34 protein-coding genes and 1 tRNA gene are annotated in these 22,721 nt (G+C 44.9%); 34 read left to right on the forward strand and 1 reads right to left on the reverse strand.

Annotated features, from left to right (window positions below; genetic code table 11):
• Positions 1 to 19: 19 nt before the first annotated feature.
• Both ACFOWS_RS17255 and ACFOWS_RS17260 read left to right on the forward strand, forming a co-directional pair.
• The gene (locus ACFOWS_RS17255; protein ID WP_349043841.1) at positions 20 to 1,039 is read left to right on the forward strand and encodes a metallophosphoesterase; all 1,020 of its coding nucleotides are present in this window, start codon (positions 20 to 22) and stop codon (positions 1,037 to 1,039) included.
• A 257-nt stretch (positions 1,040 to 1,296) separates the two neighbouring features.
• Positions 1,297 to 2,988, forward strand: coding sequence for an AAA family ATPase (locus ACFOWS_RS17260; RefSeq protein WP_379767324.1), 1,692 nt, complete (start codon positions 1,297 to 1,299; stop codon positions 2,986 to 2,988).
• Here ACFOWS_RS17260 and ACFOWS_RS17265 read toward each other — a convergent pair.
• Positions 2,975 to 3,685: an HNH endonuclease signature motif containing protein gene (locus ACFOWS_RS17265; protein WP_379767327.1), complete on the reverse strand. Its 711-nt coding sequence runs from the start codon at positions 3,683 to 3,685 to the stop codon at positions 2,975 to 2,977. The genes ACFOWS_RS17260 and ACFOWS_RS17265 overlap by 14 nt on opposite strands.
• 48 nt (positions 3,686 to 3,733) lie before the next feature.
• Between ACFOWS_RS17265 and ACFOWS_RS17270 the strand changes: the two genes are divergently transcribed.
• The 32 genes from ACFOWS_RS17270 (at position 3,734) to ACFOWS_RS17425 (ending at position 22,649) form a co-directional block, all read left to right on the forward strand.
• Positions 3,734 to 3,931, forward strand: coding sequence for a hypothetical protein (locus tag ACFOWS_RS17270; protein ID WP_379767330.1), 198 nt, complete (start codon positions 3,734 to 3,736; stop codon positions 3,929 to 3,931).
• Positions 3,928 to 5,703, forward strand: a complete 1,776-nt coding sequence (locus ACFOWS_RS17275; RefSeq protein WP_379767333.1) for a hypothetical protein — start codon at positions 3,928 to 3,930, stop codon at positions 5,701 to 5,703. The genes ACFOWS_RS17270 and ACFOWS_RS17275 overlap by 4 nt, the downstream gene beginning before the upstream one ends.
• Before the next feature lie 24 nt (positions 5,704 to 5,727).
• Positions 5,728 to 5,988 carry a hypothetical protein gene (locus tag ACFOWS_RS17280; RefSeq protein ID WP_379767336.1) on the forward strand — a complete coding sequence of 87 codons (261 nt, stop codon included), beginning with the start codon at positions 5,728 to 5,730 and terminating at the stop codon, positions 5,986 to 5,988.
• Positions 5,985 to 6,242: a hypothetical protein gene (locus tag ACFOWS_RS17285; RefSeq protein WP_379767339.1), complete on the forward strand. Its 258-nt coding sequence runs from the start codon at positions 5,985 to 5,987 to the stop codon at positions 6,240 to 6,242. The genes ACFOWS_RS17280 and ACFOWS_RS17285 overlap by 4 nt, the downstream gene beginning before the upstream one ends.
• On the forward strand, positions 6,239 to 6,820 hold the full coding sequence (locus tag ACFOWS_RS17290; RefSeq protein WP_379767342.1) for a dihydrofolate reductase: 582 nt from the start codon (positions 6,239 to 6,241) through the stop codon (positions 6,818 to 6,820). Before ACFOWS_RS17285 ends, ACFOWS_RS17290 begins: the two co-directional genes overlap by 4 nt.
• Before the next feature lies 1 nt (position 6,821).
• Positions 6,822 to 7,676 carry a thymidylate synthase gene (gene thyA / locus ACFOWS_RS17295; RefSeq protein WP_379767345.1) on the forward strand — a complete coding sequence of 285 codons (855 nt, stop codon included), beginning with the start codon at positions 6,822 to 6,824 and terminating at the stop codon, positions 7,674 to 7,676.
• 40 nt (positions 7,677 to 7,716) lie between these two features.
• Positions 7,717 to 9,963, forward strand: a complete 2,247-nt coding sequence (gene nrdA, locus ACFOWS_RS17300) for a class 1a ribonucleoside-diphosphate reductase subunit alpha (protein WP_379767348.1) — start codon at positions 7,717 to 7,719, stop codon at positions 9,961 to 9,963.
• 50 nt (positions 9,964 to 10,013) lie between these two features.
• A complete protein-coding gene (gene nrdB / locus ACFOWS_RS17305; RefSeq protein WP_379767351.1) occupies positions 10,014 to 11,177 on the forward strand; it encodes a class Ia ribonucleoside-diphosphate reductase subunit beta in 1,164 nt (387 codons plus the stop codon).
• On the forward strand, positions 11,149 to 11,460 hold the full coding sequence (locus ACFOWS_RS17310) for a DUF4326 domain-containing protein (protein ID WP_349044035.1): 312 nt from the start codon (positions 11,149 to 11,151) through the stop codon (positions 11,458 to 11,460). The genes nrdB and ACFOWS_RS17310 overlap by 29 nt, the downstream gene beginning before the upstream one ends.
• Entirely contained in the window at positions 11,460 to 11,858 is a 399-nt protein-coding gene (locus tag ACFOWS_RS17315) for a hypothetical protein (protein ID WP_349044036.1), read from the forward strand. The genes ACFOWS_RS17310 and ACFOWS_RS17315 overlap by 1 nt, the downstream gene beginning before the upstream one ends.
• The gene (locus ACFOWS_RS17320; protein ID WP_379767355.1) at positions 11,821 to 12,978 is read left to right on the forward strand and encodes a T4 RnlA family RNA ligase; all 1,158 of its coding nucleotides are present in this window, start codon (positions 11,821 to 11,823) and stop codon (positions 12,976 to 12,978) included. The genes ACFOWS_RS17315 and ACFOWS_RS17320 overlap by 38 nt, the downstream gene beginning before the upstream one ends.
• Positions 12,975 to 13,511: a hypothetical protein gene (locus ACFOWS_RS17325; RefSeq protein ID WP_379767358.1), complete on the forward strand. Its 537-nt coding sequence runs from the start codon at positions 12,975 to 12,977 to the stop codon at positions 13,509 to 13,511. Before ACFOWS_RS17320 ends, ACFOWS_RS17325 begins: the two co-directional genes overlap by 4 nt.
• 58 nt (positions 13,512 to 13,569) lie before the next feature.
• Complete coding sequence (locus ACFOWS_RS17330; protein ID WP_379767361.1) at positions 13,570 to 13,815, forward strand: hypothetical protein; 246 nt, start codon at positions 13,570 to 13,572, stop codon at positions 13,813 to 13,815.
• Positions 13,812 to 14,129 (forward strand): hypothetical protein, encoded by a 318-nt coding sequence (locus ACFOWS_RS17335; RefSeq protein WP_016053875.1) that lies wholly within the window; start codon positions 13,812 to 13,814, stop codon positions 14,127 to 14,129. Before ACFOWS_RS17330 ends, ACFOWS_RS17335 begins: the two co-directional genes overlap by 4 nt.
• Positions 14,114 to 14,287, forward strand: a complete 174-nt coding sequence (locus ACFOWS_RS17340; protein WP_016053876.1) for a hypothetical protein — start codon at positions 14,114 to 14,116, stop codon at positions 14,285 to 14,287. Before ACFOWS_RS17335 ends, ACFOWS_RS17340 begins: the two co-directional genes overlap by 16 nt.
• Positions 14,284 to 15,171, forward strand: coding sequence for a phosphatase domain-containing protein (locus ACFOWS_RS17345; protein ID WP_379767365.1), 888 nt, complete (start codon positions 14,284 to 14,286; stop codon positions 15,169 to 15,171). The genes ACFOWS_RS17340 and ACFOWS_RS17345 overlap by 4 nt, the downstream gene beginning before the upstream one ends.
• A 60-nt stretch (positions 15,172 to 15,231) precedes the next feature.
• The gene (locus ACFOWS_RS17350) at positions 15,232 to 15,498 is read left to right on the forward strand and encodes a hypothetical protein (protein WP_379767369.1); all 267 of its coding nucleotides are present in this window, start codon (positions 15,232 to 15,234) and stop codon (positions 15,496 to 15,498) included.
• Positions 15,480 to 15,749, forward strand: coding sequence for a hypothetical protein (locus ACFOWS_RS17355; protein ID WP_379767372.1), 270 nt, complete (start codon positions 15,480 to 15,482; stop codon positions 15,747 to 15,749). The genes ACFOWS_RS17350 and ACFOWS_RS17355 overlap by 19 nt, the downstream gene beginning before the upstream one ends.
• A gap of 20 nt (positions 15,750 to 15,769) precedes the next feature.
• Positions 15,770 to 16,279: a deaminase gene (locus ACFOWS_RS17360; RefSeq protein ID WP_379767375.1), complete on the forward strand. Its 510-nt coding sequence runs from the start codon at positions 15,770 to 15,772 to the stop codon at positions 16,277 to 16,279.
• Positions 16,272 to 16,628 carry a hypothetical protein gene (locus tag ACFOWS_RS17365; RefSeq protein WP_016053881.1) on the forward strand — a complete coding sequence of 119 codons (357 nt, stop codon included), beginning with the start codon at positions 16,272 to 16,274 and terminating at the stop codon, positions 16,626 to 16,628. Before ACFOWS_RS17360 ends, ACFOWS_RS17365 begins: the two co-directional genes overlap by 8 nt.
• Before the next feature lie 2 nt (positions 16,629 to 16,630).
• Positions 16,631 to 16,882 (forward strand): hypothetical protein, encoded by a 252-nt coding sequence (locus ACFOWS_RS17370; RefSeq protein WP_379767379.1) that lies wholly within the window; start codon positions 16,631 to 16,633, stop codon positions 16,880 to 16,882.
• Between the two features lie 8 nt (positions 16,883 to 16,890).
• A tRNA-Gly gene (locus tag ACFOWS_RS17375) sits at positions 16,891 to 16,966 on the forward strand.
• Positions 16,967 to 17,115: 149 nt separating this feature from the next.
• Positions 17,116 to 17,400 carry a hypothetical protein gene (locus ACFOWS_RS17380; RefSeq protein WP_379767382.1) on the forward strand — a complete coding sequence of 95 codons (285 nt, stop codon included), beginning with the start codon at positions 17,116 to 17,118 and terminating at the stop codon, positions 17,398 to 17,400.
• 11 nt (positions 17,401 to 17,411) lie between these two features.
• Positions 17,412 to 17,825 carry a hypothetical protein gene (locus ACFOWS_RS17385; RefSeq protein WP_379767385.1) on the forward strand — a complete coding sequence of 138 codons (414 nt, stop codon included), beginning with the start codon at positions 17,412 to 17,414 and terminating at the stop codon, positions 17,823 to 17,825.
• Positions 17,826 to 17,867: 42 nt separating this feature from the next.
• On the forward strand, positions 17,868 to 18,437 hold the full coding sequence (locus ACFOWS_RS17390) for a DUF7338 family protein (RefSeq protein ID WP_379767388.1): 570 nt from the start codon (positions 17,868 to 17,870) through the stop codon (positions 18,435 to 18,437).
• A 4-nt stretch (positions 18,438 to 18,441) separates the two neighbouring features.
• Positions 18,442 to 18,804 (forward strand): autonomous glycyl radical cofactor GrcA, encoded by a 363-nt coding sequence (locus tag ACFOWS_RS17395; protein WP_016028067.1) that lies wholly within the window; start codon positions 18,442 to 18,444, stop codon positions 18,802 to 18,804.
• Positions 18,804 to 19,085, forward strand: a complete 282-nt coding sequence (locus ACFOWS_RS17400; protein ID WP_016028068.1) for an Acb2/Tad1 domain-containing protein — start codon at positions 18,804 to 18,806, stop codon at positions 19,083 to 19,085. The genes ACFOWS_RS17395 and ACFOWS_RS17400 overlap by 1 nt, the downstream gene beginning before the upstream one ends.
• A gap of 140 nt (positions 19,086 to 19,225) precedes the next feature.
• On the forward strand, positions 19,226 to 19,504 hold the full coding sequence (locus ACFOWS_RS17405; RefSeq protein WP_379767391.1) for a hypothetical protein: 279 nt from the start codon (positions 19,226 to 19,228) through the stop codon (positions 19,502 to 19,504).
• Between the two features lie 90 nt (positions 19,505 to 19,594).
• Positions 19,595 to 20,035 (forward strand): hypothetical protein, encoded by a 441-nt coding sequence (locus ACFOWS_RS17410; RefSeq protein ID WP_016053888.1) that lies wholly within the window; start codon positions 19,595 to 19,597, stop codon positions 20,033 to 20,035.
• Positions 20,032 to 20,310, forward strand: coding sequence for a hypothetical protein (locus ACFOWS_RS17415; RefSeq protein WP_016028071.1), 279 nt, complete (start codon positions 20,032 to 20,034; stop codon positions 20,308 to 20,310). Before ACFOWS_RS17410 ends, ACFOWS_RS17415 begins: the two co-directional genes overlap by 4 nt.
• Before the next feature lie 220 nt (positions 20,311 to 20,530).
• Entirely contained in the window at positions 20,531 to 21,148 is a 618-nt protein-coding gene (locus tag ACFOWS_RS17420; RefSeq protein WP_349044011.1) for a hypothetical protein, read from the forward strand.
• Entirely contained in the window at positions 21,126 to 22,649 is a 1,524-nt protein-coding gene (locus ACFOWS_RS17425; protein ID WP_379767395.1) for an ATP-dependent DNA ligase, read from the forward strand. Before ACFOWS_RS17420 ends, ACFOWS_RS17425 begins: the two co-directional genes overlap by 23 nt.
• The last annotated feature ends 72 nt before the right edge of the window (positions 22,650 to 22,721 follow it).

The following is a 22,721-nucleotide window of genomic DNA, read 5'->3' on the forward strand; positions in this document are numbered from 1 at the left end:
CGGGGGTTTTGAGGTTTATATGAACTATGTTTTAATTGGGGATACCCATGCCGGACTTCGCCAGGATAACCCCTGGAACGAAGAAAACCTGTATGCGGTATTCAAACAGATCGTAGAGTATTGCAAAGAACACGGGATCACGCGCGGCTTCCATGCTGGCGACTTCTTCGACGTTCGAAAAGCAACCACACAAACGACAATGAATTTTGTTCGTGAAAAGCTGGTTCCTCTTCTGATTGAGGCGGGGATCACTCTGGATGTTCTTGTCGGCAACCACGATTGCCAATTTAAGGACAAAATACGCCCCAACGCGCCACGCGAGATACTAAGTCAATACGAATGCTTTAATGTCATCGACGAACCGACCACGGTTGATTTAGGTGGCGGAAATTCGATTGACCTGATCCCGTGGATTTGTCAGGAAAACAGCCAGCGTATTTTTGACTACATCAAACAATCGAAAGCTAACTTTTGTTTGGGACACTTCGAACTGTCTGGTTACTATTTCTACAAGAACAGCAAAGCCGATCATGGGCTGGAACCTGATTTCTTGAAGAAGTACGATCGTGTTTACTCTGGACACTATCACCACGCTAACGAGGGTGATAACGTGTTTTATATCGGTACGCCTCTGACTATGAGCGCAAACGACGAAGACGAAACACGCGGATTCTATGTGTTCACGGGCAAGCCTGAATTGACTTTCATCGCTAACCCTGTGTGTCACCATCGCCGGATCATGTATCCAGCACAGAAAGATGTTGATCTCGAACAGTTCCGCAACTGCGCGGTGCGTCTGATTGTCAGTGAAATTGATCAGGGGCTTGCAAAGTTCCAAACCAAAATTGAAGAAATTGCCTATGAAATCAATATCATAGACAAAGTTCAAACAGATTCGGATGTCGATACCGACTTTGAAATCAAAACCGTTCGTGGCCTTATCACTGAGTATATCGCCAACATGCAGATCACCGACGATGAAAAAGAGGAAGTGAATAAGCTGATCAGCGAACTATACGCGGAGGTGTCAAGTGCATAGCCGTTATGATGAATATTTCGGGGAAAATCCCCGATATTCTCACCTGTTGCGTATGTTGGGAATGAAACACATCATTTCCACATCCGACGAAGCAGGGGAAACCAGCGCAGTTTGTTTGACCATCATGAAGGGTGCATGGCATTCATCACGAACATGGTCAATATTCATGCTTGATACACTGGACGACGATACTCTATCATATAGTATTGATTCATCAGTTGTTCAAATGATCACTGAATTATGTGAACGGATTTTAAATGAAACTAAACTTCAAAAAAATTAAGTATCAAAATATTCTGTCGGTTGGGAACACCCCGATCGAACTGGAATTTGATACGGCAAAGAAAACCCTGATCACGGGGAAAAACGGTGGCGGTAAATCGACACTGATCGAGGCGTTAACCTATGCCCTGTTCGGTAAGTCATTCCGCGATCTAAAAGTCGGGCAGTTGGTGAACAGCGTCAACAAAAAGAAATGCCTGGTTGAACTGGAAATCGAATACGGGAAAGACTCGTACAAAGTGGTGCGCGGACAAAAGCCGAAGGTATTCGAGATCTGGAAGAACGGCGAGAAGTTGCCGGAAGACTCCGCAGCGGGTGATTATCAGGCACAGCTTGAATATATGCTGAACATCAACCTTGTGGGCTTCAAACAGGTTATCGTTCTGGGTACAGCGGGTTACACTCCATTCATGGAACTGAAAACCCCCGAACGCCGGAAACTGGTTGAAGATTTGCTGTCTCTGTCCGTCATCAGTGAAATGGACAAGTTAAACAAGTCATACATTCGCGGTGTTAATCAGCAGTTGGATACACTCTCAATGCAGGGTAATCACATCCAGCAGCAGATCGCAACACACCAGCGCTTCATTGACGAACAGCGAGCGAAAGCAAACCAGAACAACGCCCGATACAAAGAGATCTACGATAGCCACGTAGAAACCGCAAAGAACATCAAAGCACAGCTTATGCAGTTGCAAGCGGAGATCGCGGAAGTGGTGATCACGGGCGAAGACCGGACGGAAGATATCAACAAACTCCGTGACGGTTATTCGCGGCTCTCAATGACTGTAGAACAGTTTAAAAAGCTGGAGGTGATGTATCAGAAAGGTGGTGAGTGTCCGGCCTGTAAACAAGCGATTAAACCCACTCCTGAGCGTATGGCGGAGATCGCAGAGAACATCAAAGCGGGTACACAACGTTTAACCCTGATCAAAACCAAACAGGACGAGTTGCAAGGGATCATGAATGACTTGCTGCAACAGCAACGCGCACTCAATGCCCTGAAAACCAAATATGAAGCCCTGAAAGGTACTCTGCAAAACGAAGTTGCCAACGCTAAACGCGCACAGGCGATCATGGAACAGGCAAGCGCGGAAGTAGTCATTGATGAAGAACCCGTGAAGCAGTTGCAACAGCAGGAAGCAGAACTGAACGAAAAACGACAAGGCTACGTCAAGGAAAAATATATTCGTGGTATTGTTACGGATATGTTGAAAGATTCCGGCGTTAAAGCGAGTATCGTTAAGCGTTATATTCCGTACTTCAACAAACAGATAGCATATTATCTGGATCTATTGGGTGCTGATTATCAGTTCACTTTAGATGACGAGTTCAACGAATCGATCAAATCACTGGGGCGCGATGATTTCAGTTATGCGTCATTCAGTCAAGGCGAACGCGCTCGCATCAACTTGTCTATTCTGTTCACATGGCGTGACGTGACAAGTAAAGTATCAGGCGTGGATCTGTCTCTGCTGGTACTTGATGAATGTTTCGACGGCCCCCTTGACAAAGACGGCTCTTTTGCTGTAAAAGGATTGCTTGATGGTGTTAACGGGAATTTGATTGTGATAAGTCATCAGGATTTAGATCCAGAAGATTTTGACCGACACATCGTTATGTCGAAGGTCGGTCGATTCTCGAAGATGGAAATCAAGAAGTCTTAAACTTGCAGTTGTCAAAATGCCATCGTTTCATATTGGTGGCATCACCAACTTTAGCGCAATGGGGGCAAGTTAATTGCTCCCTTTTCTTTTGTGTTTTTCTGTCTGGGTTCTGAGTACAATATGGAATATGACTGTTCAAGTAATGCACTGTCGATTCTGTACCGCAATGAGGACAAGAACCGCGCTCCGATACTACGTTGCTGTTTTTATGTGCTCGCATGACTCCTGCAAATGCATTCACTTTCCCTTCATTGCCTGGCTTGTGCTTGCAGTTGTCGAAGTGCCATCGGTTCATATTACCTATTAAGCCGGACGTATTGCAATGAGGACACGTAACCCTGTTCTGTTGAAGTTTGGCCTGTCTCATGCGTAAGCGTGTCTCCTCGCTGAACTCTTTTTGTTTCTGGGCTTCAAGTGCTTTCTCTTTCAACCATCCATAGCGACGGTTTGCTGTACGCGCAGACGATCGAGAAGTGCCAACTGTAAGCATGTTAGCAGCATAAATTAGTTTATGGTTGCCTGGATACATCTTGACCAATAGCAGGTGTGCTATGAAGTGTTGACGTGCTGACAGTTCAACCAGATTTTCGGGATCGTCCGATCCTCCCATGCATTTTGGAACGATGTGATGTTTCTCTTTGTATTCTGCATCCGTTCCGGTAGTCATGAGTTGTTCGTAAATCTTATGATAATTCATGATGATAAATCCTGTTTGATAGTCCGTTAGATACCCCTATTTAGGAACATGATTATGTTAGAAAGAGAGTTTGAACTGATAACAAGCCCCGAAGTGGAGAGGTTTTATCTCCATAATGAACTATTGGAAGAAAAACATGTAGTTACAATGGCAGATGTTGAGGAAGCATTCAAAGACAACCCCATTGAATTGACCCGCATCAAGAATAATAAATCTTCGGTGTGGTTCCTCGAAAAAATCTATTGACAGTAAAACATAAATACCTTAAAGTCGCCCGTGTACTGAGTTGCACGGGTTTTTATTTTGAGGAACGGAAAATGATTAACGAACAAATGTCACACAGCGAAGCATTGAAGATTTTAGGCGCTACTGGCGACGAATCTAAAGCTGAACTGTCAAAACTCTTTAAACGTGCTTCTCTGCGCAATCACCCCGATCGTGGTGGTAGCACTGAACTCATGCAGAAAATCAACCAGGCGTATGACGTTGTAACCAAAACAAACAGCGCTGGTAAAACTTTCAGTGATGTTCGCGCAGAACACGCAGCAAACAAAAAAGCATGGGAAGAAAAATTTGCGGCGTATTTCGTGGTTGCGAAAAACTATTTCAGCACGAAATTCAACGCGCAAGAATTTGCGGAATATTTCACGAAATTCACCGGACAACCAACAACCTATACCCAGACAATCAGCGAAGTTCGCGGTCATACTGTTCACGCAACCTATCGTTTCACTTCTGGTGATGCGTTCTTTGACTTCTCTTTCTCTTGTCAACCGCCTAACGGTCAAGGTTTAGCAGCGCCGGACGCGTCCGCACTGGGTAGCGTATCAGTTAATACTCTGGTTCTGGTTGGTACGAAGAAACACAAAATGGCAAGCCGTGATTACCAATGGGGCAAGAACCCAGACAAAATCACGCCGGAAAGCCTGTTCCCTACTAAGAAACTGGAATCCATCTTTAGCCCGACTAAGAAGGATCTCAAGTTCAAACGCGCGGACTACATGACATCCTTTGCCCGTATCCTGGGTGCGAAGGTTAGCGGTAACGATGTTATTGTTGATGTTGGACACTATAAAGTTCACTTCTACCGTCACGTATTCATGCGTAAAGGCGCGTATGTGTTCCAGTATGTTGTTGACCCAACGGTGAACAAATTCAAACCTGCTGAACGTCTGAAAGGTACTATGCTGGAAGATGAAGACGGTGCATGTCTGGATATGATCATCGACACTTTCAAAGAAATGCAGAAAGTGAAACCAGACGCAAGCGGCATCGCAGCGGTAATCGACCGGATGAACGCAGAGTTTGCAGCGGGGCATCGTTCAGCATCTTTTGTTAAACGTACCGCACAGCAAGCAGCAGCGCCAGCGCCGGAAGAGAAACCAAAACGCACCGTTAACCGCATCAATAAAGATGACTATTTCAACGCACTGAAACAGGCGGGGGCAACATTCCGCAGTAACTACGGTGAGTTTGATAACGGCGCGGGTTTGACTTTCCACTTCAAACGCGAGATCAGCAACCGTAAAGGTTTCTGGAGTTTCAGCAGCTTTGATTTCATGCACTCCGGTCAGAAACATGTTGAATGGTTGAAAGATATCGACATTGACGAGGATAGCAAAGGCGCAAGTATCGGTTTGCTGGTTGATACCCTGAAACAACTTCGTGGTGTTGCTGACTGGTACACAGCCCGTAAGATCCTGGAAGGTATGCGTGATAACTTCAAGGCTGGTAAATTCTCCGCACCTCATGTGAAGAAAGAAGCCGAACAGAAACGCACTGAAACGCAAGCTAAGGACGAGTTAGGCGCACAGCCTACGAAACCACAGGCAGCGAAGAAAGAATCCCCAGCGGTTGATAAGGCGCATCAGGCACAGATGGATCGTGAGAAATCACAGATGAATGCAACCATTCGTTCTATGCTCTCTGCCCTGGTTAAAGCCGGACGCAAAGACACACCGGAAGAAATCAAAAAAGCAGTTGATGAAGCAATCGCTCTTTGGCGCTTGAAACACTAACTGGTTATGCTATAATGGGAACTGTTGAAAAGCAGTTCCCTTTTTTATGAGGTGAGTATGATTATTCAGGTATCGGTTCAGGGCAACACTCTGACAGTAACAAATTCCATTATGACCGCTATGGCTGCATGTCGTGATCATGTGATGTCAAACCCTCCGGTAACGGAAATTCTGGAAATTGATGTATGGGAAGACGGTGTGATCGAAGAATCCTTTGGTTTCACTCCGTTAGAGGAAGATTTACGCAAAATGGAACAATGGCTATGGCAAACTGTACCCCAATGAAACTACCAAAACACACAACCCTGTTAACCCGCGAAAAACTTCATTCTGTTGAATGGAGTCCGTTAGATGTGATGGTGTTCGATCTGGAATCCAAAATCATTAACGCGCATGTTAACGGATTGAGTATCTTTTCTGTTGAATTTGAAAAGATTCGCGGGTATAATGAAGCCTGTAAAGACAAATTGCGTGTCATGGTTGAAGCTATGGGCTACATCGTGACTATTGAAGACAACAAAATGTGGATTGCGCTATGAGCAAAGTAAAAGCAGTTTTCGCCGTTGGTCATGATATGTACGAAGTGGACTATGCTTTCGGTTATGAACAGGGTTTGCCGTGGGGCCACTGCAAAGAGGATTTGCAGAACTTCAAAGCAGAAACCGCAAATAGCGTCCTGATCATGGGTGCGAACACTTTTACTTCTCTGCCTGGTAAATTGCCAGGGCGAGTTCATTGCGTTCTGTCTGCATCCGGTCAACGTTTGGTAACGAAGAACGGGAATACCGCTGATTACATCATTCACGGCGGCGGGTTGTCTGCTGCAATCGACGTGATGAAAGCAACGCATCCAGATCGTGATGTGTGTCTCATTGGTGGTAAGTGGTTGCTTCTGCAAGCAATCAATAATACACTGGTTGATGAAGTGGTTGTGACCCACATTTACGGACATCATGCATATAATGCACCAGCTTTTAAACGTGATGTTTCGTTCACGGTTCCTGAATTCTGCGAAGCGGTTCTGAAATATGAACTGACTGATTTCAAAATTCAACAGATCGAATCAAACGAACGAGTCAGAAAAATTATCGTCGATCGACATACGAAAAAGGCATAAAATGAAACAATATCTTGATATCGTCAACACCGTTCTAACACACGGTACTGAATCAACCGATCGTACTGGTGTTGGTACACTGCGCATCTTCGGGATGCAAGCACGTTGGAACCTCGCAGAAGGTTTCCCAGCTACTACCAGCAAACAGCTATTCTTCAAACCGTGTAAGCATGAATTACAATGGTTCCTCGAAGGTTCTACCAACGTGGAAACACTGCGTAAAATGACGTGGGGTGAAGATAGCGATAAGCGGACGATCTGGGACGATAACTACGAAAATCAGGCTAAAGCGCTGGGTTATACGCATGGTTATCTGGGACCGATCTACGGGCATCAATGGCGCTCATTTGGTGCGGAAGGTTCTTATTATGGTGTTGACCAGATTAAGAAAGTCATCGAACAATTGAAAACCAAACCAGACGATCGCGGGATCATCGTTTCTGCCTGGAACCCGATGGATCTGGATGATATGGCTTTGCGTCCGTGTCACTGTTTCTTCCAGTTCGTCGTAATCAACGGTAAACTGTCTCTACAGTGGTATCAGCGTTCAGTTGATGTCTTCTTAGGGTTGCCGTTCAATATCGCCTCATACGCTCTCCTGACGCATATTATCGCTGATATTTGCGGGTATGAAGTGGGTGATCTGGTTTGGACTGGCGGTGATGTCCATATCTACAAAAACGCAGTAGAACAAGCGAAAGAGTTGTTGAAGCCGGAACGCGCACCGCTTCCACTTCCGACCCTTTATATGCCGAAGGTAAATAGCTTACTTGATTTGGATCAAGAATTCTTTGACTCCATCCATTTGAAAGACTATAATCACCACGGCTCGCTAAAAGCAGCTATGGCAGTATAAACAAAGGGGGCGAAAGCCCCTTTCTTAACAAGGTAAGATAATGAGTGATATTAAAACAGTAGTGAAGTCTTCTGGCGTAAGTCAAACGTTCGAAAAAGAAAAACTGTTCAAAGTCCTTAATTGGGCGAGTATTGGAAGAAATATTGATGTTAACGCATTCCTTGAAAGTGTCGTTGACCTGCTTCGTGATGGTATGACTACCAAACAGATCCAGGCTGTAGCGATCAAGTATGCAGCGGATCGAATCTCCGCAAAAGAACCTGACTGGCAGTATGTAGCGGCTAACCTCGAAATGTTCGCCCTTCGTAAAACCGTTTACGGGCAGTTTGACCCGATCCCGTTCTACGAACACATCACTAAGCTGGTTGAGGCTGGAAAATACGATAAAGAAATCCTGACAAAATGGACTCCTGCTGAGATTGATTATCTGGAATCAAAAATCAATCACGATAAAGATTTTGAATTCTCGTATGCTGGCGTTCAGCAGTTGATCGGGAAATATCTGTTACAGGATCGCACGTCCGGCGACATCTACGAAACACCACAGTACGCATTCATGCTGATCGCGATGTGTCTGCATCAGGACGAAAAACACGCTGATAAAATCAGTCATGTTGTTGACTTCTATAACGCGATTTCGGATCGTAAACTGTCATTGCCTACGCCTATTATGGCGGGTGTGCGTACTCCTACGCGTCAGTTCTCCAGTTGTGTTGTAATCGAATCCGGTGATTCTCTGGGTTCTCTGAACGCTGTTACGTCCGCGATCGTGAAGTATATCTCTCAACGTGCGGGTATCGGTGTCAACGCCGGACACATTCGCGCTATGGGTTCAAAAATCCGTGGTGGTGAAGCAGTACATACAGGCGTTATCCCGTTCTGGAAACACATTCAGACGGCGGTTAAATCCTGTTCCCAGGGCGGTGTTCGTGGTGGTGCAGCAACCCTGTATTATCCGATCTGGCATCTTGAAGTTGAAAACCTGCTGGTTCTGAAAAATAACCGTGGCGTTGAAGAAAACCGTATTCGTCACCTGGATTATGGCGTACAGCTTAACGATTTGATGTATAAGCGTTTAATCAATAACGATTACATCACTCTGTTCAGCCCTGACGTTGCGAACGATCGCCTGTATGACGCGTTCTATCAAGCGGATCAGACTGAGTTTGAAGAACTGTATACCAGTCTGGAAAAAGACCCAACGGTACGCAAGAAACGCATCAAAGCGGTAGATCTGTTCCAGTTGCTTGTTCAGGAACGCGCACAGACCGGACGCAAATACATTTTCAACAGTCATCACGTAAACCAGCAGGGTAGTTTCTCTGTTCCGGTTCGTATGTCGAACCTGTGTTGTGAAATCGCGATCCCAACTTCACCACTGGATGACGATGATAAACTGGCTGGCGAAATTGGACTGTGTACGCTTATGGCGATCGTTCTCGATAATGCCGATATAAGCGAATTCCCAGCCCTTACACGCATCGCAGTACGCGCACTGGATAACCTGTTGGATTACCAGAACTACCCTGTTGCGGCGGCTCTGAAAGCCAAACAGCGTCGTTCTCTGGGCGTTGGTATCACCAACTATGCATCCTGGCTGGCAAGCAACTATTGCGACTACTCCGAAGCATACGCCGGAAACGTTCATGAGTTGATGGAAGCGTTTCAATTTAACCTGCTGGTTGCCTCTATGGAACTCGCACAGGAACGCGGTGCATGTGGACTGTTCCACGAAACGAAATATGCACAAGGGCTGTTGCCTATTGACTGGTACTGCAAAAACGTTGATGAACTGGCATCACCTGTGTATAACTGCGATTGGGAATGGTTACGCGGTGAAATCAAAAAACATGGCTTGCGTAACTCAACGCTTTCTGCTTTAATGCCTTGTGAAAGTAGCTCGCAGGTAAGTAACTCAACCAACGGGATTGAACCTCCGCGCGGCCCTGTGAGTGTGAAATCTTCGAAAGAAGGTTCATTCAATCAGGTAGTACCAAACCAAAATAATCAGATTGACTTCTATGATTATCTCTGGACAATGGCAAAACGTGGAAACAAAGGTTATCTGTCGCACGTAGCGGTTATGCAGAAGTTTGTTGATCAGGCTATCTCTGCAAACACAAACTATGATCCGGCTAACTTCCCAGATGGTAAAGTGAAATCTGAAATCATCCTTGAAGATCTGCTGTATGCAAACTATTTCGGCATCAAAACGCTGTACTACCACAACACCCGTGACGGTGCAGGTGAGGAAGAAGCGGAAGATTGCGAAGGTTGCAAAATTTGATTCAATGCCCCTTCGGGGGCTTTTTATAAGGTAAATCCATGTTAACTGTAATGAACACAAACCCAGATCACAAACACTTAGAACAGCCTATGTTCTTTGGTGAGGATACGGGCGTAGCACGATACGAAGAACAGAAACACCGTGTATTCGAAACCCTGACTGAAAAACAACTGTCATTCTTCTGGCGACCGGAAGAAGTGGATCTGTCGATCGACCGTATGCAGTACGCGAAAATACCGGAACACGAAAAAATCATTTTCGATTCGAACCTGCAATATCAAACCCTGTTGGATACCATTCAGGGGCGCGGCCCTAACCTGGCTTTCCTCCCTATCGCTTCCGATGTCTCGATGGAAACGTGGATCGAAACATGGGCGTTCAGTGAAACAATCCATAGCCGCAGTTATACGCACATTCAGCGCAACCTACACATCGACCCGTCAAAAGAGTTCGATAAAATTCTGCGCAACGAAGCGATCATGAAACGTTCGGCTTCCATGACAAAATACTACGATGACCTGATCGCAGAATGTCATGAACTGAAAAACATTGTGCTCAAAATCGAAATGTTAACGTCCCACGGATACCCAGACGAATCGATCGCAGAGTACGAAAAGAAACGCAAAGAGCAAATGCGTAAATGCAAAATCGCTCTGTATCTGTGTATGCACGCTGTCAACGCTCTGGAAGCGATCCGCTTCTACGTGTCGTTTACCTTCACGTTCAACTTTGCCGAACAAGGCAAGATGGAAGGTAACGCGAAGATCATGCGCCTGATTGCCCGTGATGAAGCACTTCATCAGAAAGGTACTCAAAGCAAGATCCGACTCTGGCAGATGGGTAAAGATGACCCAGAAATGGCGGAAATCGCTTACCAGTACGAAGAGGAAGCGACACAGATTTTCCTGGAAGTGTACGAACAGGAAAAAGAATGGGCTGAACACCTGTTCTCTATCGGTGATGTAGACGGCGTATCCCTGAAAAGTACGATCGCCTATATCGAACACCTGACAGATCAGCGTATGCGCGCGGTTGGCTTGCAGTCTCCATTTAAACCAACGCCGAACCCGTATCCGTGGATGAACAAATGGTTGAAGTCTGACAACGTACAGGTAGCCCCACAAGAAGTAGAAGTGAGTTCTTACCTGGTTGGCAACCTCAACACCGAGATCAGCGACGAAGCCTATGCAAAATGGCGACAAAAATACGCTTGATTGTCGCGTCGTAAACAAGTATAAAGGTAGCTGGGATGTCGATATTCAGAGAGGTACGAAATTCGGCAATCCCTTCTACAAGGGAACACGGGCTGAAAACATTATGAACTTCATCCCGTATTTCCAAAACTTGATTCGAACTGGCGTGATCACAATCGACGAACTGAAAGCATTGGACGGGAAGCGGTTAGGATGTACATGCAAACCTCTACCGTGCCACGGTGATTATATTGCTCACTGCGTCAATGTGTTGACCGGAAAGGTGAATAAGTTGGATATATAATGGACGATGTAACATTTGGTGTAATATTTCCTTTGCGTCTGGGTTCAGACAAGAGGATAGACCGGAGTTTCGTTAAATGTGGCGAATTCCGGCATTGTGTGTATTTTATTGAAATCGACGGTCGGATAGTGTATGTTGGAAAATGTCGTGATTTGTGGAAGCGGTTAGACACATACCGCAATTCGAAATACTGGCGGGAAGCAAACCCCAGTAATATTCTGAAAACCGCACGTCTGGAAATGGCAATCAAAAAACGTAAGCGTGTAAATCTTATCGTGACAACACACGATGAAGACACATATCATGATTTTGAAATAAACATGATCCGAAAAATCAATCCTGAATGGAACAAACAGCACTATGACAAAGCTAACCAAAAATCAGAAAACCCTCTTTGACCAGTTGATGAAACTGTGTAACGAAAGCGAATGCTTCTACTTCATTGACCAAAAAACTGTGATGCAAACCAATGTTCGCATCTTTAACTATCGCATGGCGAGCTATTCCGACTGGTTAAAACCTGGTGCGCTGGAATGTCGCGGTATCATGTTTGCGATGGATGGGGATACCCCCGTAAAACTCGTCAGTCGCCCTATGGAGAAGTTTTTCAACTATGCCGAGGTAAAGGCATGGGAAGCACTGAAAGCCTCTCCTGTGACGATTGGTGAAACCGTAGTGGATGTGATGATTAAGGAAGATGGTTCCCTGATCTCCACCTTCTGTGATTCCGGCTATCTGGGCGTTAAGTCTAAAGCATCCGTTCAATCTGAACAGGCTATGGACGCTATGAGCGTGATCCAGACTAACCGCGCGTTGTTCGATCGTCTGACCGAACTGGTTAACGATGGTTTCACAGTCAACATGGAATACGTCGCACCGACAAACCGTATTGTAATTGGCTATCAGGAACCAGCAGTGGTGATCCTGAACATCCGTAATAACGACACGGGCGAATATGTTGATTATCAGGATATCTTCGCAGATGGTGTATTACGTCCGTTCCTGGTTGAGCGCGAGAAAATCGAAGTCACCGATCTGGATGCATTCATTACCGAAGCCTACTCGAAAGAAGGTTTCGAGGGTTACGTAATCAAAACTGATAAAGGTTTTGTGAAAGCGAAAACCAACTGGTATGTAAACCTCCACCGCACGAAGGATAGCATCAACAATAACAAAGATCTGTTCTTAAATATTGTTGAAAATACCGTCGATGACCTGAAACAAATGTTCCTCGATGATATGTACGCACTCAAGAAAATTGACGCATTCGAAACGTTATTCCTTGATAGTCTCAATCGTCTGACTGCAAAAGCATTCCAGGCAATCGAAGACACGAAAGGCAAATCACGCAAAGACTACGCGATCGCACTGAGTGCTGACTTAACCCCTGACGGTCGTATTATCTTTGGGCCTATGATGCGTTATTTCGATGATACCGATAAGCAAAAGCTGGTCGATAACATCGTTGCATTAATGGCGAAGAACTACGAACAGTTTATACCGGAAGAATATAAATGACAAAGTGCTTTGGCGCTGGAAGCACAACGTTAGAAGAAGAGAAAGCAGGGATCGATTCCCTGCTTCTTTACGTTGACGTTTTCCCAGAAACCGGAAAAATTTTCTGGAATAACAATGCAGCAAAACAGAATCAGGGAAAAGAAGCTGGTTCTATTATGAGCAAATCAAAACCTTACGTGAGAATTCGGCACGGCGATAGAAAATATTTCAGACATCGCATAATTTTCTATTACTGCAATGGTTATCTGCCTTTGCTTATTGATCATAAGCATGGGTTGGAAGCTGGGGATGGTATAGAAAATCTACAGGAATCAGATCCTCTTCATAATATGCTGAAAAGAAAAGCTAAATCAACACCTAAAACGGTTAAATCCAAAGGTGTTGATTACAGGGCTTCGCGTGGAAAATATCGAGCACAGATAAAGATAGACGGGAAGCAAAAACACATCGGTTACTATGATACCGAGGAACAAGCATCAATAGCTTACGAGGAAGCGTTATATGAATATCAAAAACGTATTGGGTACGTTTAATATAAGCTCGTGGATATGGCCTGTAATAGTTGCTGGTTCGTTAGCAGGGCTTTTGTACATGACAATCACGCTAAAGAGTGAAAACGATCAATTGGCTAAAGATATCAAAGAGTTACAGGCTGATATCAAAAAAGTCAAAGAGACAAACAACACCAATACGGTGATCTATGTCGAACAAAAAGGCAAGGATCAGCAGTTGGTCAAGGATGCCGGACGTAAAGACCTGCTGTTCAAGAAACCAGGACTGATCGAAATCAAGATCAATAAGTCCTTCGAAGAGTATATGGCGGAGTACGACAAATGAAAATTGCAACGTTAGCCCTTGTTCTGGGCGTTCTGTTGGTTGGGTGTGCGGAGAAGCCCCCAGAAAAGATTTTGCCTACACTCCCCGCTAAGGTAAATCCGGTGAATGTGAAATGGAAAGTGGTTGCAGAAGTCCGAGAGATTGACGGTAAAAAATACCTTGTCATGCCTTATGACGGAAACCCATACGTTGCCCTTTCATATCCCGATTCGTTAATCTTCCGTAGCTGGATGAATGACGTTAAGCGTCAGAAAGACCAGACGGATAACATTCTGTGTACCGTGGGATACCCTGAGAAATGCAAGTCAAAATAATCAAGTCATTTTTCCGTGACATAACCGAAGGAAAGGTTTATGATGCGAAGAAGGACAAAGAAGGTCTCTGGATCGAAAATGACTGGAACCGTGATATGTGGCTCAATCTAACGAATGAGCATAACAAAGAACTGATTGAATATGAGATTGTGAAATGAATCTGTTTATTACTGTAGGCGTACCAGGTAGCGGGAAAACTACATGGGCGAAAGAAAAAGCACGTCAACTGGGAAACACTTTGACTGTTTCCCGCGACGATATCCGCAAAACCCTTTATTGTGCTGGCGGTGATCTCACTGGCTACCGCTTCACCGAAGAGAAAGAACTGTTTGTTTGCCGAGTGCAAGAAGATACAGTTCGTAATGCACTGGCAAGCGGGAAGAATGTTATCGTTCACAACACCCATTTGCACCAAAAAGATCATGATGGTTGGCGAGAGATCGCGAAAGAGTTCAATGCTGATTTCCATATCGAATGGATTGATGCCGATATCGTAGAACTCCTGAAACGCAACCATAAACGCGGTGTGAATGCTCTACCTGTTTCCCGTGTCTGGGCGATGTTCGAACAGTACCGTAAACTCCGTGGCTGGGTTCCGGCTATGAGCTATGCAGATCCAAGCAAACCGAAATGTGTTATCTTCGACGTTGACGGGACATTAACCAAAGTCGGACAACGTAGCCCGTATGACTTTACGAAGGTGATCAACGATCCGCCTAACCCTCCTGTTCAAGAACTGTTCAGGATGTATAAGGCCGCTGGCTATGCCTGTGTTGTTGTGTCTGGGCGTGAGGGTACTGTACAGTGCGCACATGATACCGCTGCAAGCCTGATCGGATACGATGTTGACCTGAGCGATGGTATCTACATGCGCGAAGAAGGTGATCATCGTCACGATTTCCACGTAAAAGAGCAAATACTTGTTGAAAAGATTCTCGATAAGTATTATCCTGTTCTTGCAGTGGACGACAGGGATACACCAGTCGGGATGTGGCGAATGAACGGTATCCCATGTTTCCAGGTTGATTACGGCGACTTCTAAAAAACAGTTGACAGTGAGTGCGGGTGTGATAAGATACCCGCACAAACAAAGGAGAATATTATGGTTATTCGTGAAAATGAAAATGTGATGGTTGAACTGGGTGATCGTGTTAAAGTTGAGAATCCTGTTGAACTTCAACTGAAACTCAACCAGTTAGGCCAGCGCATTGCTGATAAAATTCCTGCTGGTTATACAGTGAAGATTGTCCGCGATGGTCAGTTCTCCTTCCTTCTGGGTATTTTGAGTCAACGTAACATCGTTGAACAGCAGTTCGGGATTCAGTGGAATCCGGTAACTAAATTCGTAGCATGGGCGGGAGTATTATGAGCGACAAAATCAGAAAGATTCATCAGGCATGGTTATGTACTGAACCAACGATGCTTCGTTATGGTTGTGTGTTTGGGTTGGTTGATAATGATCCTCAACAGGACATTGCAACAAGTCCGGTTGTTGAATATGCGATTCCGGCGAACAAATCGTTTGTTGAAGTGGTGACACGTTCAGGTACTACGTATCACATCGTTAACCCTGATAACGATTTCATCAAAGACATTCTGAAATATATGGATGATTGTTAATGAAATTCAAAGTAATGAATATGTTGAGAGCAATCGATCGGAGTCAACGTTCTCAATGTATTTCGAATCGTGTAGGTGCTATTATCGCGATAGGTGGTCGTGCCGTCGCGTGGGGCGAAAATAATACGGTTGACCTTGATTGTCGTTGCAACTCATGCAACAATCATATGGTGAATGATGACGGTAAACTGAAAGCGGTTGATCGTCCTGAACATTCAGCATGGTCAAACGATAACGAAATTCATGCAGAAATGAAAGCGCTATTGAGTGCGCACACAAGAGGTGTTATACTCAAAGACGCAGCACTTTACACAACTGCATCGCCTTGCCCTAACTGCGCGAAACATATCGAATGGTATGTTGCTAGCGGGGCGATTACATCGGTGTATTATCTCGATAAATACGATCGTGGTAATGATGAATGGATTTCACGCTTGCAGAAATATGGCTGTGTCGTGGAACAAATTAAACGGGAAGAGTTAGAATCGTTTATCGACTTTTCCAAAGTAGTGTTTAACAACAATGAGTAAAGAAATGTCTGAACTGAAAGTAAAAGCATCCGGCGAATATGTGATCATCGAAGCTACTGCGCGTCCGCAGGGTTCCGAAATCAAATCTGAATCTGGTATCGTGGTTGGTGTACGCCAGCACGGGGAACAACCTTTTTATGGTAAAGTTGTTTCTGTAGGCGTAGACGTTCCAGCAGAAGCGGCAGAACGAATCCTGGGTAAATATATCCCACTGCCAAGCGCTCACATGGCGAATGTTCCTGACCCTGATCTGGTTGCGGGTTACATTTCCGAAAAAGAAGCAAAAGAGAAGGAAACAAAATACGTTTCCGCACATTACAAAGCAATCCAGGCAATCTACGAGATCTAAAAATGGCTAAATCAATTCAAGCAATTATCGCTGATACCGTCAGCAAATCCAAAAAGCTGTTCGACAAAGGCGAAATTCTGGAAGCCCCAGCGCGTATTGACGTAATGACAGCAATGATCATTGATGCGCATCAGGGTAAACTTAAATCCCGTGCCGATGAAGTCATGGCGTACATCGTCCAGTTCGAAGACGTATGTAAGTACGCGAAAGATGTCGATCCGCTGGTTCGTGGTATCTACCGCAGTCAGTTCTAAAAAAATTCGCAGGTGTAGTTCAATTGGTAGAATATCTGGTTTCCATCCAGATTGTTGAGGGTTCGAGTCCCTTCACCTGCTCCAATTCGGGTGCGTAGCGCAATGCCGTTAAATGGTTCGGAATATGCAACCTTATCGTATGCGATAGGCTCTGTTGGTATCCGGTAATAGGTTCCCCGGAATGCGGGGTGAAGTAAAGAAACTTCCAGCCCATCAAACAATGCGAGATTTATATGAAACTTCGTGAAAATACGGCGTATGACTCTAAGTTAGACAGAACAATCCACACGTTCAAAGTGATTACGCCAGCGCAATTCAAAGAGCGGTACGGCATTACATTCAACGAATGGAAAGCGGGGTTGTGTAAAAACGATTACCGATATAAATTAAAGTTCCGCGAATGTTATGTTGATGATGATCCTTATGCATCAGATGTATGTGGTGAAATTGCACCAATTATCGAGAATTCGCCCGAAGCACTAATACAATCTTGCATAGATGCAGCATACGAAATTTAAAAGAGAAAAATATGAAAGGTCTTCAAAAGCTGTTTGATTTAACCCCACAAATTCGTGAAATCACTAAAAGTGACGATGAAATCAATAATGCATTGATGAAGTTTTTCACCGAAGAAATTGATGATTTTGAAACTCTGTTCCGTCACGCGTTAGAAGCGTATTCCGTGAACGGGTTCTTTGCATCACCACAGGTGAACAGCAAGAAACAATGCCATCGTCGATTCTTCGACTGGTCGATCGTAAACGTGGTTCGCCGTACTGACATCGAACCAACAAATCACCAGTTGATATCTGTTGATTCTGCTGTGTTTATCATCCAGTATCTTATCAGCGGCGGTTTCAAATCGAACGATATTCCGTTCACAAATGAAGCTCTTATGGAAGAGTTTGCAGAAGCCCATAAGTACATCAAAGCAATTCGTTAATCATCAGGCTATCTTCGGATAGCCTTTTTTCTGGAGAAGCACATGCGCTTTTTAAAATACGTAAGCTGGTTTGTACTGGTTCCCCTGGATATTCTGTCCGGTGTTCTGGCTATTCTGCTGGCTCCTTTCGTGGTTCCGTTCTATAGTGATGAAACCGGACATTTACCTAAAGGGTTCCGTTGGATGGAAACATTCGATAACCCGATCGATGGTGATGGTGGACATATCCGGCGTTGGGCTAACATCCGGTATCACTTAGGCGCTCTGGGTGTGTATGCGCAACGTGTAGGCTGGTTGTGGCGTAACAAGGCGTACAACTTCGCTTATCACGTCTTAGGGCGTGAAGCACAATCAGACTTCGCCTGGAAGGGCAACCCGAAAACAGAAGGTGGTTCCGATCCATCGCGTCACGGTTATCTGTTGATGTGGAATGAATCGGCATGGGGGCTTTATGTCTTCAAACCGTGGCTTAAAGTCGGAAAGGTTCAGTTCTGCTTACGCGTGTATTGCGGGTGGAAACTGAAACAGGAAGTAACTGACCCGAACGGGCTGGATCGTGCAATGCTGGCGTTCCATATCAACCCGTTGCGTTATTATGTCGTAGAAAGGTAATACAATGAAAGCATATCAGATTTTAGAAGGTTTACACACTGGCACAATCTACATGGAAGAAGGTAATGATGTTCGTGTGGTGGTATCCAAAACCCTCGAAATGGATTCAGTGATCGGTAAAGCTCGCGTTGCTCCATTCGCAAAACGTGAAGTCGATATTGAATTTCAACCCACTGTTAAAGTGGAAGGTGGACAACACTTAAACGTAAACGTGTTGCGCCGCGAAACTCTGGAAGATGCTGTGAAGCATCCAGAAAAATACCCACAGTTAACGATCCGTGTGTCCGGCTATGCAGTGCGTTTCAATTCACTGACTCCTGAACAACAGCGCGACGTTATCGCCCGAACCTTTACAGAGAGTCTATAATGGCGATTGAAGACGTACAGGGCTATAAGCCCCATTCAAAAGAAAAGATCGACAAAGTAAACCGCATCAAGGCCGCTGAAATTGCCCTGGGCGAAATCTTCAAAGAACTGGATGAAGAGTATTCAAGCGATTACGCGGTATCAGATACCGATTCATTCACAACAGAAGAACTCGATGCGATGCTTGAACGTGTCCATCAAATCCAACTGGCGAAAGACCGACTGAAAGAAGCCTCTATGTGGGCGTGTCGTGCGGTGTTCCAGCCAGAAGAAAAGTATTAAAATCCAGCCGTTGCCGAAAGGTAGCGGCTTTTTTCGTTTTTATGCAAAATAATGCTTGCACTGAATCAGGCTTTCTTGTATCTTTAACCACGTAGGCAAGACAACTTAACTTTGAGGATGACATTATGAAAACTTACAACATGAAAGAACTGGTTTGCTTCAACACTCGTCGTGAAGCCCGTGCGTATGTTCTGGCGGCTGGTAAGAATACCTCTGCTGTAATCGACCTGGGTACTGATAAAGCTGTTGGCGCACGTTGGGCTGCTGTTGTGGTTATCGCTGCTCCTGTGACTCCTGTTAAAACTCTGGTTCTGGGTGCGCGTAAAGCCGAAACTCTGAAAACCAGCACTTGCGGGGCGGGTGGTGTTCATAATGTTACGGTCATTCGAAAAAGATCTTTTAATCGAGTCGGTGTATGAAGGTATACGGGGAAAACAGAAAGAACAATCTCCGAAGAGATTGATGTAATCAATGAATTTCTATGTAGACCATACGTTAAGAGAGTTATTATGAATATTGGTAGTGGTGATTCATACCCATCATGCGCATTGAGCAACTTCGCCCCGCATCCGTTTACGTTTGACGGGGTAGAATGTGCATCAATGGAGGGCTTTTTACAAAGTCTGAAATTCAGCAATCCAGATATGCAAGCGCATGTGTGTACGCTGGTTGGTAAAGCCGCCAAGTTCAAAGGCAAGAAAAAGAAATGGTATCGCGATCAGACCCTATACTGGAAGGGTATGCCGATTCACCGTGAATCAGAAGCATATCAAATCCTGATTGAAAACGCGTACAATGCTCTTTTCCTGAATGACGGGTTCCGCCGTGCGCTGGCTGCAACCGGAAAAAGTACCTTGACTCATTCAATGGGAAAGAATAAGATGAATGAAACGGTACTCACTGAACGTGAGTTTGTCCGAAATTTAACCCGATTGAGAGATCTGTTATGATAGGTTATAAAGATTATGATGAAAGAGTAGAATGCGCGTTCCTGTTCAAAGGCGCGATTAACCCGTTGGCATTACTCCACGCACAGGGCGCTTTGAGTTCTACCCTGATTATGGGTGTTATCTACAAAGCGGGTGTGTATTACGTCACCATCGGCGCGAACAACATTAACGTGATCAACAGCTACGTTGAAAAATGTAAGCTGAAAGATATCGTGTTCGATAAAGTCGAAATGGATGTTCCTGGCTTCGACGCTGTTTATATGTACAAGGGTTGATGATGGGTTACGTAGTTTATTTCGATTGTTCGGATCTTGATCCTTTCGTTCTGCAACAGGCAAAGAAATATCATCAAGATATCACTGGTATCAGTGTTACGAATGATGATATGCTGTGTATCGAATTTGATTATTATCGTACATTTGAGCGTGACAAATTCCTTGCGGATATTGAAGCGTTTAAGAGTACCCTTTTCTTTGATCGTTATGAGGTTAAATCTTGAAACCAGTTATTCTTACCGACATTGACGGGATCGCCGTAAAATGGCAGTCGGGGTTGCCGTTCTTTTTGTCAAAACACAATATGCCGACCGATATTGCCCTGGATATGGTTACAGATGAAAAATTCCGTGATATGACCGAAATCTTCGGGTGTGATCACCAACTGGCGAAAATTCTCATGGAAGAATACAACAACAGTTCGTTTATTCGCTATCTAAGCGCGTATGACGATGCGTTGATTGTGATCAACCGTCTGAAAGCCAAATATGATTTCGTGGCTGTCACGGCGCTGGGAACCACTCCTACGGCAAGCCTTAACCGTATTGCTAACCTGAACACGCTGTTCCCTTCTGCATTCAAAGAAGTGATGGTTGTCGGGCATGGTGAAACTAAAGTACACCGCTATCTGGAAGCGAAAGCCAAATATGGCAATCGTCTGGTTTGCTTCGTTGATGATCTTGCGGTAAACTTAAACGAATGTCATAACGTCATCAGTCAGTTGCCGTTATTCCATATGTTGCGTGGTGAACGTGAAACCCCGTGGTCGCCTCACCAGTCAGTTAAATCATGGTTTGAAATCGAAGAGAAATTACATGATCTTACAGATTCTAAATGAACTCGCTTCGACTCTGAAAATCTCAGAGAAGGAAGCGATCCTGAAACGTAATGCAGGTAATGATCTGCTAAAAGAGATTTTCCGCATTACGTACACGAAACAGATTATGTTTCACATTAAGAAGTTTCCGCAGGTGGACGGTAAGCCAGGCACAACCCCGCTATCGAATGCTATCGCGGATTTGATGTCTGATTTGGCAACGCGAAAATATACGGGCAACGCAGCCCGTGATCGTCTGCTGGATATCGTATCATCGGTGAACGAGAATGATCGCGAAGTGCTTCGCCGTATCATTAACCGCGATCTGGAATGTGGTGCTGGTACAACGTTACCAAACCGCGTATGGAAGAAACTCATTCCAGAACAGCCTCAATGCCTCGCTACGCCGTTTAGTGAGAAAGCCTTAAAACGTATTCGCTTCCCTGCTTACTCGCAGCTTAAAGCCGATGGTGCGCGTTGTATGTCCGATCTGTTAGAGAATCAGATCCGCAAAGCAACCCGCGCGGGAAATGAGTATGAAGGTTTGGTGAATCTGGACAAGGATCTGAAAAAGATTCGTGAATATCTGGGTTATGATGTTGTACTTGATGGAGAACTGATCTATGTCCCTGCTGAAAAAACTGCTGTCGTTCCTTCAAACAGCGTTCCATTTAGTCTTGCTGGGTTTATGGGCGATGACGACGATTCTGTTTCTGACCTTGTGGCAGATGTTAGGCGGGAAGCTACCGAGAACGAGACACAAGCTGAAGCGAAACGCGAAGAGGGCAACGGGATTGTAAACAAATCCCTGAAAGGTACTATCAGCGACGAAGAACAGCGCAATATCGTTTATGTTGTCTGGGATATCGTACCGTATGAAGTATACTATGGCGATGCTCCGAGTGTTCAACCATATTGCGATCGTTTCTCTATCCTGGAAGGTGCGCTGGCTGGCTCTGGTGTAACATCGGTTAAGTTGATCCCTTCTATCCTGGTGCAGAACTACGCGGAAGCGAAAAAGGATTACAACAATTACCGCAATGACGGTAAAGAGGGTTCAATCCTGAAAAACGTTGATTTCAAATGGAAGGATTCACGCGTTGCGGATCAGGTGAAGTTGAAGAACAAAACCCCGATTGAACTGCGAATCATCGACGTGTACGAACACACCAAAGAAGCTCATAAGGTCGGAGGGTTCGTGGTTGAGGACTTATCAGGAGAAGCCAGAACAAACACAGGTTCCGGTCTGACTGATACGGACTACCGATACGATGAAGACGGTATTAACCGCGTGTACATCCCGTTAGAAGAACGTGGTGAACTGGATCGCGAATACATCATGGCGAACAAAGATGACTATATCGGCGCTATCGTCGAAATGGAAGTTGACGGACTCCAGAAGTCTAAAACACGTAAGAAGGGCGAACCTGAGTTCAGTTTCTTCTTGCCAATCATCAAGAAGATCCGACGCGATAAGACCGAACCGGATGATATTCACGTTATCTTCGCTGATCTGTTTTAAATAGCACTTTTTGCTAAAAAGCCCCTTGCATATGTGAGGGGCTTTTTGTATATTACACACATCGAAACGAAA

This window comes from Flagellimonas marina, assembly GCF_042651185.1.
Taxonomy (GTDB): domain Bacteria; phylum Bacteroidota; class Bacteroidia; order Flavobacteriales; family Flavobacteriaceae; genus Flagellimonas; species Flagellimonas marina.

Coding starts and splice junctions, on each gene's coding strand:
- ACFOWS_RS17255 (WP_349043841.1), top strand. CDS start 20: ATGAACTATGTTTTAATTGGGGATACCCATGCCGGACTTCGCCAGGAT.
- ACFOWS_RS17260 (WP_379767324.1), top strand. CDS start 1,297: ATGAAACTAAACTTCAAAAAAATTAAGTATCAAAATATTCTGTCGGTT.
- ACFOWS_RS17265 (WP_379767327.1), bottom strand. CDS start 3,685: ATGAATTATCATAAGATTTACGAACAACTCATGACTACCGGAACGGAT.
- ACFOWS_RS17270 (WP_379767330.1), top strand. CDS start 3,734: ATGATTATGTTAGAAAGAGAGTTTGAACTGATAACAAGCCCCGAAGTG.
- ACFOWS_RS17285 (WP_379767339.1), top strand. CDS start 5,985: ATGAAACTACCAAAACACACAACCCTGTTAACCCGCGAAAAACTTCAT.
- ACFOWS_RS17290 (WP_379767342.1), top strand. CDS start 6,239: ATGAGCAAAGTAAAAGCAGTTTTCGCCGTTGGTCATGATATGTACGAA.
- thyA (WP_379767345.1), top strand. CDS start 6,822: ATGAAACAATATCTTGATATCGTCAACACCGTTCTAACACACGGTACT.
- nrdA (WP_379767348.1), top strand. CDS start 7,717: ATGAGTGATATTAAAACAGTAGTGAAGTCTTCTGGCGTAAGTCAAACG.
- nrdB (WP_379767351.1), top strand. CDS start 10,014: ATGAACACAAACCCAGATCACAAACACTTAGAACAGCCTATGTTCTTT.
- ACFOWS_RS17310 (WP_349044035.1), top strand. CDS start 11,149: ATGCAAAATGGCGACAAAAATACGCTTGATTGTCGCGTCGTAAACAAG.
- ACFOWS_RS17315 (WP_349044036.1), top strand. CDS start 11,460: ATGGACGATGTAACATTTGGTGTAATATTTCCTTTGCGTCTGGGTTCA.
- ACFOWS_RS17320 (WP_379767355.1), top strand. CDS start 11,821: ATGACAAAGCTAACCAAAAATCAGAAAACCCTCTTTGACCAGTTGATG.
- ACFOWS_RS17325 (WP_379767358.1), top strand. CDS start 12,975: ATGACAAAGTGCTTTGGCGCTGGAAGCACAACGTTAGAAGAAGAGAAA.
- ACFOWS_RS17330 (WP_379767361.1), top strand. CDS start 13,570: ATGACAATCACGCTAAAGAGTGAAAACGATCAATTGGCTAAAGATATC.
- ACFOWS_RS17335 (WP_016053875.1), top strand. CDS start 13,812: ATGAAAATTGCAACGTTAGCCCTTGTTCTGGGCGTTCTGTTGGTTGGG.
- ACFOWS_RS17340 (WP_016053876.1), top strand. CDS start 14,114: ATGCAAGTCAAAATAATCAAGTCATTTTTCCGTGACATAACCGAAGGA.
- ACFOWS_RS17345 (WP_379767365.1), top strand. CDS start 14,284: ATGAATCTGTTTATTACTGTAGGCGTACCAGGTAGCGGGAAAACTACA.
- ACFOWS_RS17350 (WP_379767369.1), top strand. CDS start 15,232: ATGGTTATTCGTGAAAATGAAAATGTGATGGTTGAACTGGGTGATCGT.
- ACFOWS_RS17355 (WP_379767372.1), top strand. CDS start 15,480: ATGGGCGGGAGTATTATGAGCGACAAAATCAGAAAGATTCATCAGGCA.
- ACFOWS_RS17360 (WP_379767375.1), top strand. CDS start 15,770: ATGTTGAGAGCAATCGATCGGAGTCAACGTTCTCAATGTATTTCGAAT.
- ACFOWS_RS17365 (WP_016053881.1), top strand. CDS start 16,272: ATGAGTAAAGAAATGTCTGAACTGAAAGTAAAAGCATCCGGCGAATAT.
- ACFOWS_RS17370 (WP_379767379.1), top strand. CDS start 16,631: ATGGCTAAATCAATTCAAGCAATTATCGCTGATACCGTCAGCAAATCC.
- ACFOWS_RS17380 (WP_379767382.1), top strand. CDS start 17,116: ATGAAACTTCGTGAAAATACGGCGTATGACTCTAAGTTAGACAGAACA.
- ACFOWS_RS17385 (WP_379767385.1), top strand. CDS start 17,412: ATGAAAGGTCTTCAAAAGCTGTTTGATTTAACCCCACAAATTCGTGAA.
- ACFOWS_RS17390 (WP_379767388.1), top strand. CDS start 17,868: ATGCGCTTTTTAAAATACGTAAGCTGGTTTGTACTGGTTCCCCTGGAT.
- ACFOWS_RS17395 (WP_016028067.1), top strand. CDS start 18,442: ATGAAAGCATATCAGATTTTAGAAGGTTTACACACTGGCACAATCTAC.
- ACFOWS_RS17400 (WP_016028068.1), top strand. CDS start 18,804: ATGGCGATTGAAGACGTACAGGGCTATAAGCCCCATTCAAAAGAAAAG.
- ACFOWS_RS17405 (WP_379767391.1), top strand. CDS start 19,226: ATGAAAGAACTGGTTTGCTTCAACACTCGTCGTGAAGCCCGTGCGTAT.
- ACFOWS_RS17410 (WP_016053888.1), top strand. CDS start 19,595: ATGAATATTGGTAGTGGTGATTCATACCCATCATGCGCATTGAGCAAC.
- ACFOWS_RS17415 (WP_016028071.1), top strand. CDS start 20,032: ATGATAGGTTATAAAGATTATGATGAAAGAGTAGAATGCGCGTTCCTG.
- ACFOWS_RS17425 (WP_379767395.1), top strand. CDS start 21,126: ATGATCTTACAGATTCTAAATGAACTCGCTTCGACTCTGAAAATCTCA.